Below are 12,246 nucleotides of genomic sequence, written 5' to 3'. Positions count from 1 at the left end.
TGGCTGGACGCAATGCGGTGCGTCCGGTCTTTCGTTTTGCCGCCGATGCCGCCGGCATGATGGATGGGGCCGCCGATCTGTCCACGCGGGAGGGACTGGCGGGAAAATGAAATCTCCCCGCTACATTCTCGATACAGGGCCGCTGGTCGCCTTTCTCAATCGCAGGGACAAACATCATGCGTGGGCAATGCAGGTGCTGGCCGTTCTCGGCGAGGCTCCGATCACATGCGAAGCTGTGCTTGCGGAGGTTTGCTGGCATGTTCGCACCAGTCCGGAAACGGTGACGCGTGTGCTTGAGATGCCGTCACGCGGTGATCTCCATGTTCTCCCTTTGATTGAGGATGAAGGCGTGAATCTCGCGGGGAAAATCCGGAAGTATGGGGACAAAATGGATGTGGCCGATGCCTGTGTGCTGCGTCTTTCGGAAATGTTTCCGCAGGCAAAGGTCATCACGACCGACATCACGGATTTTCAGATTTATCGCCGCAACCGGGGAGAGTCCGTGCCTGTGATTCATCCCTGAATGAGCCATCATTAATTCGCTTATCCAGCCATGCCGGACATCCCAGCCCCCTCACCGCCTGTCATCTCTGCCGCGTTTGTCACCGCCGCCGCTTCCGCCGTAAATCTTACGACCGCCGACTTTGCCCGCTACTCCCGGCAGCTTTCGCTCGCGGGGTTTGGTCCCGGCGCGCAACTCGCGCTCAAGCGGGCACGTGTTCTCGTGATCGGCGCGGGCGGGCTTGGCTGTCCGGCGCTTCTCTACCTCACCGCCGCAGGCGTGGGGCACATCACGCTGCTTGACCCGGACCGCGTCGATACGTCGAACCTCCAGCGTCAGGTGATTTTCACTACAGACGACACCGGCCAACCCAAGGCGGAGGTCGCGGCGCGACGGCTGCGCGCGCTCAATCCTCTCGTCACCATTGAGCCGCACACCGAACGCTTCACGCGCGACAACGCCCTCGCCCTCGTCGCCGCGCACGACGTGGTCATTGATGGTTCCGACAACTTCGCCACGCGCTACCTCGTCAATGATGCGTGCGTCATCGGGCGGCGTCCGTTCGTGTATGGGGCGATTCAGGGATTTGGCGGACAGGTCAGCGTGTTCAATTTTCCTCCCCCCCCCCCCCCCCCCCCTGCCTCGTCAACATCGCCAGCAACGTCGCCGACCTACCGTTGCCTCTTTCCCGAACCGCCCGCGCCGGGGGACGCGCCATCGTGCGCGGAGGCGGGCGTGCTCGGTGTGCTGCCGGGAATCGTCGGCACGCTCCAGGCGACGGAAACGTTAAAAATCCTCACCGGCATCGGGCATCCGCTGGCGGGGCGGTTGCTGTTGGTCGATGCGCTGACGATGGAGATGCGCACGCTGGCCATCACCGCCGATCCGCAAAATCAGAGGCTCCGCGAGTTGCCAGCAGAGGATTTCGGGCAAACGTGCGCGACCATGACTCAAATCACCGCAGCCAATGGCACCGATGCCGCCAGTCCCGACGAGATTACAATTGATGAATTGCGCGCCCTTCGCGCCGGTGGCGTGCATCGCCAGCTTATCGATGTGCGCGAAGACTGGGAGCGCGCCCTGGCGGCCATCGAACCGTCCGTGCATGTGCCACTCGACCAGCTTGGAACCCCGGCGGCGGAAGCCGCGCTGGCGGCGCTCGACCCTTTGCAGCCAACGATTGTTTATTGCGCCCGTGGTCGCCGCAGTCTGAAGGCCCTTCCGGCGCTGCGCGGGCATCATGGCTTTGCCAACATCCTCAGTCTGCAAGGCGGGATCACGGCATGGGGACAGAACTGATGCTTGGATCAGCTCTCCGGCGCATTGGGTGATCTCTCTCTCAGATTTTGTAGGGCGGCGATGAATCGCCGCACTTCAACAAAACGAGCAACGGACCTGCATTTTGGGCCGAAATAATTTTTCTGATTATTCGGCGTTAGGGACTTGTCCCCGGTGTGATTAGAATCAATGTGACGGTGTTATGAAAACCCTACTTGTCCCCGTTGATTTCTCGGGTGCCACGCGCGCCCTTTTGTCCACCGTTGAGAAACTCGCCACGCCGGGCGCCAAGGTCTTCTTCCTGCACAGTCTAACGCCCCCTCTCGTCACCACGGATTACGGCGTGGGGGTCGAGATGTTACACGAGACGATTGCCCTGGCCCGCAAGACTGCCGAGCAACAGTTGATGCATCTGGTCAAGACGGTTGAGGCTCGTGGTTTCAAGGCCCAAGGCATCTTGGAAAATGGACCGGCGGCACCGGCCATCATAGAGGTGGCCCGCAAACGCAAGGTCGATGCGATCGTCCTCGGCGCACATGGTCATACGGCGCTCTATAATCTGATCATCGGCAGCACGACGCAGGCGGTCTTGAAAAAGGCGACCTGCCCGGTGGTCGTGGTGCCGCCAGCAGCGACAAAAGCAAAGGCTACGGCTAAGAAATAAGCCAAACTAAGGAGGGCGGGTCTCCCGACCCGCCAGACGCGGCGCAGCCGCGCCTTCCGGATGGGCGGCGCTTCGCGCCGTCGGCGGGTCTCCCGACCTATAAGCGCTAACATGTTAAGATTTGATGAGGATACGGTGGGGGATGCGCTTGCGAGGAGGGTAGCCGAGGGAACCGCGTAGGCGATGGCCGCAGAGAAGGAAGAGGCTTAGGGAGAGAGGGATGGCCAGACAAGAGAGGAGACAATCGCGAGCGAAGACAAACTCAGTCCATCTGGAGTTAGTCAGGGAGGATGAATCCCCAGGGGGAAAAAACCTCTGATTGGAGGAGGGATTTTTCGATGAGCAAGCAGGTGAGTAATTTGGCTTGGAGCCATGAGCGGGAGCTGAGGGGGTCTTTTTTTGGGACGTGGCCAGTGTTCAGGAGTGATTTGAGGCGTTTGAAAGCCAGTTCGATCTGCCAGCGCAGGCGGTAGAGTTGGAGGATGCCGCGGGAGTCCAGGCAAGAGGAGGGCAGGGAAGTGACAACGACAATGTAATCAGCCATGCACAGGCACTGGCAGGAGGGTTTGCGGCCGTTTTTTTTGGCGCTGAGCCTGATTTTGGCTCGTTCGCGTTGGGCGGCCTGTGGGCTGACGCGAAGGGCGCACAGGCGCAAGGCGGTGCCGTCCTTGAGGAAGACGGGCAGTCCGGAGCACTGACGGGAACGCAACTGGGCCAGCCATGCGGGAACGTCCAGCGCATGCCCCTGCTGGTCAAACAAGGGCAGACTGGTGCTGTGCCAGCGTAACAGGACCGCCCCCTGATGATCCATCACATGCCTGATCTGCGGGGCTCGGCAAAAATTCCGGTCGCCCAAAAACAAATCCCCCTTGCGCACCTTGTAACGGCACAGACTTTCGCCCCCCTTGTTGTCGGTCAGTTCGGCCTGTTCGCAAAACAGGCTGGGCAGTCCGATCGCATAATGCAGTCTCCAGTCCGTTCCGCTTGCTCCGGATTCCTCTATGGTCGTGCTGTCCACCGCCACCGCCGTCCACCCTTCCGGCAATCTCGACCACCTCGGCTGTCCGGCCTGCTGCTCAAGCAACCTTACGCTCATCCACCTCAGCCAACCCTCCGCGTTCCTCAGCCTCTTGAGCAACGCCACATCCGAGACCTCCGGCAACCCTGCCGCCGCCCCCCTCGCCACCGCATGCCTCAACGACAGCCCGCTCCCAGCGTGCATCAATATCAGCCTGAGCAACTCCTCCGCCGTTCTTATCCCCTTGGCCTGCTTGAACGCTCCTTGCTCCCTGGCCGCCACCTCCCACCCTTCCGGCAGCAGCCCCTTCACCAGCCCCCACTCTTCCGTCATCCATGTCTTTTTCATCCCACCTATCTACCCGTTTCCTCCTCCCATGTAAAGACAACATGTTAGCGCGTATAGGTCTCCCGACCCGCCCTCCTTGTTACGGTGTCGCGCTCGTGCCGGCTTCGGCTTCGCTGGAGGACTCGGCGGACTTCGTCTGCTCGAAACCGAGCGAGTCCTTGTCCTTGCGAATCACGCGAACGGGCGCGCCGTCCTTGATCTCGCCACGAAGCAGGGCCTCGGCCAGCGGGTCTTCGAGGTAGTGTTCGATGGCGCGACGCAGGGGACGCGCCCCCATCTTTTCGTCGTAGCCTTTCTCAATGAGCAGGAGCTTCGCCTCGTCGGTAAACTCGATGCTGATTTTGCGCTCGTTAAGGCGCTTGGCGAATTTCACGACTTCGATGTCCACGATCTTGATGAGGTCGGTCTTCGCAAGCGGACGGAAGAAGATGATGTCCGAAATGCGGTTCAGAAATTCGGGGCGGAACACGCGCTTGGCCTCCTCCATGACCTTCTCGCGCATCAGTTCGTGGTCGGAGAAACTGCCTCCGCCAGCCGCCGCAGTGAAGCCCATCGTGGTCTGACGCTGGAGGAGTTGCGCGCCCACATTCGAGGTCATGATGATGACGGTGTTGCGGAAATCCACGGTGCGTCCGAGCGAATCGGTGAGGCGTCCGTCTTCGAGGATTTGCAAGAGGAGTTGCAGCACGTCGGGGTGCGCTTTCTCGATTTCGTCGAAGAGAATCACGGAGTAAGGACGGCGGCGAACGGCTTCGGTCAACTGGCCGCCTTCTTCGTAGCCAACGTAGCCGGGAGGCGAGCCGACGAGGCGCGAGACGGCGAATTTTTCCATGTATTCGCTCATGTCGATTTGGATGAGCGACTCCTGGTTGCCGAACATTTGCACGGCGAGCTGTTTGGCGGTCTCGGTTTTGCCGACGCCGGTGGGGCCGACAAAGAGGAAGGAGCCAATGGGGCGGCGCGGGTCCTTGAGATCGGCGCGCGAGCGGCGGAGGGCGCGGGCAATGGCAATGGACGCGACGTCCTGGCCGATGACGACTTTCTGGATCTCGGCTTCGATACCGAGGAGTTTTTCGCTGTCCTTCTTTTCCATGCGCGAGAGGGGAATGCCGGTCCAGTCGGCGACGACCTGCAACATGAGGTCTTCGTCGATGGTCATGCGCTTTTCATCGCGGTTTTTCTTCCAGGCTTCGGTCACCTGCTCCTGCTTGGCGCGGAGTTGTTTTTCGGCGTCGCGGTACTTGGCGGCTTCCTCGAAGTGCTGGCCGGCGATGGCGGCTTCTTTCTTGGCGCACACGCCTTCGATTTCTTTGACGATTTCCTCAATTTCCGGCGGGCGGTTGAGGGTCGTTATGCGGGCGCGGGAACCGGCTTCGTCCATGACGTCAATGGCTTTGTCGGGGAGGAAGCGTCCGGTGATGTAGCGGTCGGAAAGTTTGGCGGCGGCTTCGATGGCCTTGTCGGTGAAGACGGCCTTGTGGTGGTCTTCGTATTTGCCGCGGATGCCCTTGAGGATGGTGATGGTGTCCTCAATGGAGGGCGGCTCGACTTTTACGGACTGGAAGCGGCGGTCGAGGGCGCTGTCCTTTTCGATGTACTTGCGGTATTCGTTGAGGGTGGTGGCGCCGAGGCACTGGAGTTCGCCGCGCGAGAGGGCGGGCTTGAAGATATTGGAGGCATCCATCGCGCCTTCGGCAGCACCGGCGCCGACGATGGTGTGCATCTCGTCGATGAAGAGGATGATGTTCTTGGACTTTCTGATTTCGTCCATCACGGCCTTGATGCGTTCCTCGAACTGGCCGCGGTACTTGGTGCCGGCGACCATGAGGGCAAGGTCGAGAGTGATGACTTTTTTATCCATCAGGATTTCGGGCACGGCACCGGAGACAATTTCCTGCGCGAGGCCTTCGACGATGGCGGTCTTGCCGACGCCGGCTTCACCGATGAGCACGGGGTTGTTCTTGGTGCGGCGGCAGAGGATCTGGACGACGCGGCGGATTTCGTTTTTGCGCCCGACGACGGGGTCGAGTTCGCCTTTGCGGGCGAGTTCGGTGAGGTCGCGGCCAAAGGCTTTGAGGGCGGGGGTCTTGATTTCTTTTTTGCCGTCGGCGGAGGGGCCGGAGCCTGCGGCGGCGGGCTGCTCGCCTTCGCTGGATGCGCCGCCTGCCTCGCCGGAGCCGTCGCCGGAGAACTGGGGATCGAGTTCGCGGAGGATTTCCTGGCGAACGCGTTCGATGTCCACTTCGAGGGCTTTGAGGACGCGGGCCGCGACGCCTTCGCCTTCGCGGAGGAGGCCGAGAAGGATGTGTTCGGTGCCGACGTAGGAGTGGTTGAGCGCCTTGGCTTCCTTGCCGGCGAGGGCGAGAACTTTTTTGACGCGGGGGGTGTAGGGGATGCTGCCCTGGCTTTTGGTTTCCTGGCCGGTGCCGACTTGTTTTTCGACGGCGGCGCGAACGGTTTCGAGGTCGAGGCCCATCTTCTGGAGGACGCTGACGGCAACGCCTTGGCCGAGTTTGATAAGGCCGAGGAGGATGTGCTCGGTGCCGACGTAGTTGTGGCGGAAGCGATCAGCTTCCTTGCGGGCGAGGGCGAGGACCTGCTGGGCGCGTGGTGTAAAATTGTTCATCGGTTCCATGGCGTGTGTGTGTGTTGATGGTTGTGTCGTGGGCGGGGTGCTTAACTTTCCGGATCTTCTTCGGTGCCGGTTTCTGTTGTCGGTTGTGTGGTCGGTTTTACGAAAGTGGGCTTGGCGAAGGCCGCAAACTCGGCGCGCAGTTTGTCGGCGCGGAGCATGTCGCGGTGGTTGGTGTCGAGGTCGGTGGGCGCGGCGTTTTGGATGTGACCGGGCTGGGTCTCGATGAGGAGGCGGTCGATCACGGAGCGGGTCTCGGCGGGGAAGATGCCAATGTCGATGCCGAGGCGCTGGAGGGAGAGGAGGTTCATGGCCTCGCTGGAGGTGAGGAGGTGGCAGTTTTGCAGGATGCCGTAGGCGCGGCCAATCTTGTCGAAGAGCTTGGCGCCGTCGTTTTCCAGAAGTTTGCCGCGGGCGTTTTCCTCGTGCTCGATGATGGAGTGGAGGACGGTGTTGAGGCGTTTGATGATGGCGTCTTCGGATTCGCCGAGGGTGGTCTGGTTGGAGATTTGGAAGATGCTGCCGGAGGCGTCGGAGCCTTCACCAAAGAGGCCGCGAACGACCATGCCGAGTTGGTTGACGGCGCGGACTACTTTTTCCATCTGGCCGGAAATGACGAGCGCGGGCAGGTGCATCATGGCGGAGGCTCTCATGCCGGTGCCGAGGTTGGTGGGGCAGGCGGTGAGGTAGCCGAGGGCGGGGTCAAAGGCGTAGTCGAGTTTACCTTCGAGTTCGGTGTCGAGGGCGTCGATGGCGGCCCAGGCTTTTTTGAGTTGGAAGCCGGAGCGGAGGATTTGGATGCGCAGGTGGTCTTCTTCGTTGATCATAACGGAGAAGGTCTGGTCTTTGTTGATGACGACGCCGGAGGGGCCTTTGGTGCCGCTGAGTTCGCGGGAGATGAGGTGGCGTTCAACGAGCATTTGTTTTTGCTGTTCGCTGAGGTCGCCGATGGCGGCCTGCATGGAGCGTTTCATGGGGGCGCTGGAGGAAACGGCTTCGCGGCAGCGGGCGAGGACGTCGGCCCGGTCGGTCTCGCGGGCCCAGCCGGGGAAGGAGTGCCGGGCAAGGTTGCGGGCGAGGCGGATGCGGGTCATGAGCACGACAGCGCACTTCGAACCGGTACCGGCGGGATCGGTCAGTTCTGAGGGGGTGGCGAGGAGGGTGTCGATGGTCATGGTGTTGCAGGCGGCGGGCACGGTGGATGTGGGCTTGTGTGTGTTGCGATGTGTAGTGGTGCGGGGGGGGGGGGGGGGAATCAGGAGGCAGGAGGGTTGGATTGGGAGGTCTTGCCGATGGTGCCGCTTTTTCTGGATTTGGTTCCGGATTCGGTAAGGTCGAGCGCGAGTTCGGGCTCGGCGGCGGCCTGCTGCGTGGATTTGAGTTGGATGATTTCGTCGCGGAAGCGGGCGGCGTCTTCGTAGCGCTCGGTCTTCACGGCTTCGCTGAGGTTGGTTTCGAGTTCGGTGAGGCGTTCGTAGAGCGATTTGCGCGTGAGGGCGCGAACAGGAACCTTGCCCGTGTGGGTGGTGCCTTTGTGCATGTTGTCCAGCATGGGGGTGACAATGTCCTTGAAGGTGGCGTAGCACTGCGGGCAGCCAAAGCGTCCGTGCTTTTTGAAATCGGCCTCGGAGAAACCGCAGGCTTTGCAACGGAGCGCAGAGGAGGCGGCGGCGGAGGCGACTTCGGGCAGGAGGGCGGCTTTGCTGAGGAGATCGGAAAGGGAGAAGCCACTGGGGTCGGTGACGCCCTTGGCCTGTGCGCAAGCCTCGCAAAGATCCACCTTGTGCACCTTGTTGTTAAGAATCTGGGTGAGATGCACGGTGGCGGGCTTGCCGCAGAGGTCGCACTGAATGTTGGAGGCCATGGTTTGGATTGAGAGTTTTGACTTTGAAAATAAAACTAGCGGTTTTTTAGAGGGTTTCGACCGATTTGTGAAAATTGTTAGATTGGGTCTGCGGTTGTCCGGCTGTCGTGTCTGTTTATGATGCGAATGAGAAAAACGCTTTCGGCGAGCGCAATCTGTGAATCTGCAAGGTCCATGCCAGCGCACGCGCCCGGCTAGGGGCATGTTCGGGACGGCAAATCGTCCGCAAATGAGACAGGCGATGTTCTGAAGACGCGCCGTTTTGTCACATCCCCTCCCCCCTCCCCCCCCCTGCCCTGCCCCATGCTTTGGCATCGCTTGTGTTCCGGCATCGCGCGGCTTGCCTGCGGTCGAGTTTCCGTCACGTTTGCCCGCACGCCTTCATGGATGCCTCATTCCCGCCTACGATTTATCTGGCTCCGCTGTTCATCGCTTTCGAAGCGGTGCAACTCGTCGTGGCTGAGCGTTACCTGGGAGCGCAGCAGGTGGAAAGCGGAGTCGATCCGCGTGAGATGCCCATGTCGGAATTCACGGCGTTCACTTGGAGCGTGGGGATCATCCTCACCTGGCTCTGGATGCTTATTTCGCTGCTCTTCGACATGGGACGCATTCAGGTGGTTGCCATGCTGCTGGCCTCGATGGTGGGTTATTCGCTGCGCCGCAACTGCGCGCGCAAATGGGTGCTCCCCATCATGACCGGCGAAGCCACCGTCCGCATCGGCATGCTCATGTCTCTGATTACCGTGGCTTGGCGCAACATCTGAGCACACCGCGCCGCATCCGAACGCCGCCAGCCGTGCAATTCTCCGAGACGCCGTATCCATCGCCCAACTACACCGCGCCGCCCGCGCATCCGCCGCACGAACAACTCGGCGTGTGTTTTCACCATAGCTGCATGTCGTGGGCCGACACCATCGCGCACATGCTTCGGCCCGAGTCGCAAGTCAGCTACCACGTGCTCATTGCGACCGATGGCGTGCGTGCCCGCCTCGTGGCCGACGAACACATCGCCTGGCACGCCGGCGCGTCGAATTTTTTGGGGCGCACACGTTGCAACGATTTTCTCCTCGGCGTTTCTTTCGCCGGCAACACCCGGCTGACTCCGCTCACCGAAGCCCAGATCGCCAGCGCACTCGACTGGCTTGCTCCGCGCTGGTTCGCGCGAGGCTGGACCCCCGCCGTCATGACCGATCACCGGCAAATCGCACCCGGCCGCAAGGACGACCTCTTCCCTGCCGAATGGATGCGCCTCCTCGCTGCCATCCGGGCGCGTTTCGGATACGAATCCCCCCCCTCCCCCCCCGCAACGACGACACAATAAACGGGCGCAACAAATGAACGCTAAAGATACTGAAATTCGGACCGATCACATACACAGCGTCATAAATAAATGCCGACTAAACGACCAACGATCACCCCCCGGCATCACCGTCAACTCCCAGTTGCCGGAATAATCGCTGACACTGCCGCACCTTCAATTCCACCCCCAGTTCGCGCTTTAGGAACAACGACAACGTCGGCCCATCCCAGCACTCTGCGGGCAGGCCAAACTCCACCGGCTTGCGCTGCAACGCGGTCCGCATTCGAGCCAGTTCGCCAGCTCCCATCCGCCCGGGCCGTCCCGGACGCTCATCCTCCTTCAACCCCGCCAACCCGCGCTTCTCGAAGCGCCGCACCCAGTTCAGCACCGCGCGCGGTGAATCTCCCAGCAACTGCGCCACCTGCGAGCAAGTCATCCCCCGGGCCACCAACAACACTCCATGCAACCGATGATCGTAACGGGCGGCCCCGTTGCGGCGAATCTCGCCCTGCAAGGCCATGATGATGTTCTCACGATCAGGAATAGTCAGTGCTTTCATAAGATAGGGGAATAACTCTTCTCGAACAGTCAGCCCATTCATAGCGAAGGAGACGACACACCCCATTTTCGATAGGCACAGAATTAAGACGCCACAAATCCCCTGCCCGTCCATTTCTCCCTGCTCATTAACCCTCACCCACCTAACCCATCCTCCCCTCTCTCCCATGAAGAAAACCCGCAAACTCAGCATCCGGCTCATTTTCGCCTTTGGCAGCCTCCTTCTCATCATGCTCGCCCTCGGAGGTATCGCCGCGTGGCACATGCATCACAACGCGCGCGACGCGCAACACACCTCCGACGAAGTGGTTCCCACGATCAACGTCGCCTCCCTCATCGAACGCCACGTCATCTTCATGCGCTACGAACTCCGGGGCTACATCATGAAAACCACCCCCGAATACCTCGCCCTCGGCACCCAACACCTCACCGCCATCCGCGAGCAAATCGCCGCCGCCCGTCAACTCGCCACCGCCAACCCCCGCCTCGTCCAGCTCCTCACCCTCGCCAACCGCATCTCTCCGCTTGTCGCCAGCTACGACGACACCCTCCGCCAGATCGTCCAAAAAAACGCCGACAGCGACGCCCAGTTCCAACAACTCAGCAACCTCGCCGCCCTCTTCACCACCGAGTCCGAATCCCTGCGCGCCGCCCACCAGCGCGCCTTCGACGCCACACTATCTATATCCGCCGCCACTCCGGCCACCGGCACCGCTCCCCCTGACGCCACCCACTACCGTCGCGCGCAATCCATGACGGACATCGACCAGGCCATCGCCGCCCTCCGCCTCGCCTTCTGGCGTGCCAAAGCCGAGCAAAACTCCACCGCCCTCATCAATACCGACGCCCACTTCACCACCATCACCGGCAAGCTCACCGAACTGCGCTCCCTCACCCGCGACCCCGTTGAAACCAGGCAAATCGCCGCCATCCAAAAAGCCGCCGACAACTACAAACAAAGCATGCACGCCATGGCCGCCGACTGGGACGCACGCACGCAACTCGTCACCCGCCTCGTTGAGACCGCCGAGACCATCAGCACCGAAGTCCAGACCCTCACCGAGCAAGGGATGCGCGACGTCCTTGCCAGTTCCCGCCAGACCAGTGGACAGCTCGAAACCGCCACCCTCACGACCTATGCCGGCCTCGGCATCGCCCTCCTCATCGGAGCCTCCCTCACCTTCGGCCTGACGCGCTCGATCACGCGTCCGATAAAAACCATTGCCGACACCCTCAACCAAGGTGCCAGCCAGACCGCCGCCGCCGCCGGCCAAGTCTCCTCCGCCAGCCAGACCCTCGCGCAAGGTGCCAGCGAACAAGCCGCCGCCCTCGAAGAAACCAGTTCCTCACTCGAAGAACTCTCCAGCATGACCCGCCGCAACACCGACAACGCGCAACAAGTCAACTCCCTCGCCCAACAAGCCCGCGCCGCCGCTGAAACCGGTTCCTCCGACATGTCTGCCATGGCCCACGCCATGCAAGACATCCAAAAAAGCAGCTCCGACGTCGCCAAAATCATCAAGACCATCGACGAAATCGCCTTCCAAACCAACATCCTCGCCCTCAACGCCGCCGTCGAAGCCGCCCGCGCCGGCGAGGCCGGGGCCGGCTTTGCCGTCGTCGCCGAAGAAGTCCGCAACCTCGCCCAACGCAGCGCCCAGTCCGCACGCGAAACCGCCTCCAACATCGAAAACGCCGTCACCAAAACCGCCCAAGGCGTTCAACTCACAGAAAAAGTCACACGCAGCCTCGACGAAATCCTCCAAAAATTCCGTCAAGTTGACCAACTCGCCGCCGAAGTCGCCACCGCCTCCAAGGAACAGTCTCAAGGTATCGACCAAGTCAATACAGCCGTCAGCCAGATGGACAAAGTCACCCAGTCCAACGCCGCCGGCGCAGAAGAAAGCGCCTCCGCTGCGGAAGAACTCAACGCCCAGGCCGTCTCCCTCAAAGACGCCGCCCAATCCCTCCTCGCTCTCGTTGACGGCTCCACCGTCACCATCAAATGACGGAGCGGCGGTTTCCAACCGCCGGACGAGGCGCAACGCGCATCGTCTCCCTGCCCCCGCCCCCCCCCCCCCC

Annotated in this window: 11 protein-coding genes; 6 read left to right on the top strand and 5 right to left on the bottom strand. The window is 61.4% G+C overall.

All coding sequences use genetic code 11. The features are described from left to right. Window positions 1-106: 106 nt before the first annotated feature. From OBACDRAFT_RS20820 to OBACDRAFT_RS20810, 3 genes are all read left to right on the top strand, one after another. Window positions 107-523, top strand: a complete 417-nt coding sequence (locus OBACDRAFT_RS20820; protein WP_043588835.1) for a type II toxin-antitoxin system VapC family toxin — start codon at window positions 107-109, stop codon at window positions 521-523. A 30-nt stretch (window positions 524-553) separates the two neighbouring features. Further along, window positions 554-1,801 (top strand): HesA/MoeB/ThiF family protein, encoded by a 1,248-nt coding sequence (gene moeB / locus OBACDRAFT_RS20815; protein ID WP_081722240.1) that lies wholly within the window; start codon window positions 554-556, stop codon window positions 1,799-1,801. A 181-nt stretch (window positions 1,802-1,982) separates the two neighbouring features. Then, entirely contained in the window at window positions 1,983-2,444 is a 462-nt protein-coding gene (locus OBACDRAFT_RS20810) for a universal stress protein (protein WP_043588834.1), read from the top strand. 277 nt (window positions 2,445-2,721) lie between these two features. Here OBACDRAFT_RS20810 and OBACDRAFT_RS27045 read toward each other — a convergent pair whose 3' ends face one another. From OBACDRAFT_RS27045 to OBACDRAFT_RS20785, 4 genes are all read right to left on the bottom strand, one after another. Continuing rightward, window positions 2,722-3,810: an IS4 family transposase gene (locus tag OBACDRAFT_RS27045; RefSeq protein ID WP_081721820.1), complete on the bottom strand. Its 1,089-nt coding sequence runs from the start codon at window positions 3,808-3,810 to the stop codon at window positions 2,722-2,724. Window positions 3,811-3,889: 79 nt separating this feature from the next. Then, on the bottom strand, window positions 3,890-6,445 hold the full coding sequence (locus tag OBACDRAFT_RS20795) for an ATP-dependent Clp protease ATP-binding subunit (protein WP_043588833.1): 2,556 nt from the start codon (window positions 6,443-6,445) through the stop codon (window positions 3,890-3,892). Between the two features lie 41 nt (window positions 6,446-6,486). Next, window positions 6,487-7,617: a protein arginine kinase gene (locus tag OBACDRAFT_RS20790; RefSeq protein ID WP_043588852.1), complete on the bottom strand. Its 1,131-nt coding sequence runs from the start codon at window positions 7,615-7,617 to the stop codon at window positions 6,487-6,489. An 80-nt stretch (window positions 7,618-7,697) separates the two neighbouring features. After that, complete coding sequence (locus tag OBACDRAFT_RS20785; RefSeq protein WP_081722239.1) at window positions 7,698-8,306, bottom strand: UvrB/UvrC motif-containing protein; 609 nt, start codon at window positions 8,304-8,306, stop codon at window positions 7,698-7,700. Window positions 8,307-8,689: 383 nt separating this feature from the next. Between OBACDRAFT_RS20785 and OBACDRAFT_RS20780 the strand changes: the two genes are divergently transcribed. Continuing rightward, window positions 8,690-9,070: a hypothetical protein gene (locus OBACDRAFT_RS20780; protein WP_043588832.1), complete on the top strand. Its 381-nt coding sequence runs from the start codon at window positions 8,690-8,692 to the stop codon at window positions 9,068-9,070. A 32-nt stretch (window positions 9,071-9,102) separates the two neighbouring features. Beyond that, entirely contained in the window at window positions 9,103-9,627 is a 525-nt protein-coding gene (locus tag OBACDRAFT_RS25890; protein ID WP_052362328.1) for an N-acetylmuramoyl-L-alanine amidase, read from the top strand. A gap of 91 nt (window positions 9,628-9,718) precedes the next feature. Here the strand turns inward: OBACDRAFT_RS25890 and OBACDRAFT_RS20770 are convergent, their stop codons facing one another. Then, a complete protein-coding gene (locus tag OBACDRAFT_RS20770) occupies window positions 9,719-10,165 on the bottom strand; it encodes a helix-turn-helix domain-containing protein (protein WP_043588849.1) in 447 nt (148 codons plus the stop codon). Window positions 10,166-10,331: 166 nt separating this feature from the next. On the opposite strand from OBACDRAFT_RS20770, the gene OBACDRAFT_RS30920 reads away from it, so the two are divergent. Then, entirely contained in the window at window positions 10,332-12,173 is a 1,842-nt protein-coding gene (locus tag OBACDRAFT_RS30920; protein WP_052362327.1) for a methyl-accepting chemotaxis protein, read from the top strand. The last annotated feature ends 73 nt before the right edge of the window (window positions 12,174-12,246 follow it).

Origin of the sequence: Geminisphaera colitermitum TAV2 (genome assembly GCF_000171235.2) — a bacterium.
GTDB lineage: Bacteria > Verrucomicrobiota > Verrucomicrobiia > Opitutales > Opitutaceae > Geminisphaera > Geminisphaera colitermitum.
The sequence above is the reverse complement of the archived record's forward strand: the minus strand, read 5'-3'. Positions and strand labels throughout refer to the sequence as shown.

Bases quoted from the DNA above. Each gene is read 5' to 3' on its own strand.
- OBACDRAFT_RS20820 (WP_043588835.1), top strand. From the start codon at position 107: ATGAAATCTCCCCGCTACATTCTCGATACAGGGCCGCTGGTCGCCTTT.
- moeB (WP_081722240.1), top strand. From the start codon at position 554: ATGCCGGACATCCCAGCCCCCTCACCGCCTGTCATCTCTGCCGCGTTT.
- OBACDRAFT_RS20810 (WP_043588834.1), top strand. From the start codon at position 1,983: ATGAAAACCCTACTTGTCCCCGTTGATTTCTCGGGTGCCACGCGCGCC.
- OBACDRAFT_RS27045 (WP_081721820.1), bottom strand. From the start codon at position 3,810: ATGAAAAAGACATGGATGACGGAAGAGTGGGGGCTGGTGAAGGGGCTG.
- OBACDRAFT_RS20795 (WP_043588833.1), bottom strand. From the start codon at position 6,445: ATGGAACCGATGAACAATTTTACACCACGCGCCCAGCAGGTCCTCGCC.
- OBACDRAFT_RS20790 (WP_043588852.1), bottom strand. From the start codon at position 7,617: ATGACCATCGACACCCTCCTCGCCACCCCCTCAGAACTGACCGATCCC.
- OBACDRAFT_RS20785 (WP_081722239.1), bottom strand. From the start codon at position 8,306: ATGGCCTCCAACATTCAGTGCGACCTCTGCGGCAAGCCCGCCACCGTG.
- OBACDRAFT_RS20780 (WP_043588832.1), top strand. From the start codon at position 8,690: ATGGATGCCTCATTCCCGCCTACGATTTATCTGGCTCCGCTGTTCATC.
- OBACDRAFT_RS20770 (WP_043588849.1), bottom strand. From the start codon at position 10,165: ATGAAAGCACTGACTATTCCTGATCGTGAGAACATCATCATGGCCTTG.
- OBACDRAFT_RS30920 (WP_052362327.1), top strand. From the start codon at position 10,332: ATGAAGAAAACCCGCAAACTCAGCATCCGGCTCATTTTCGCCTTTGGC.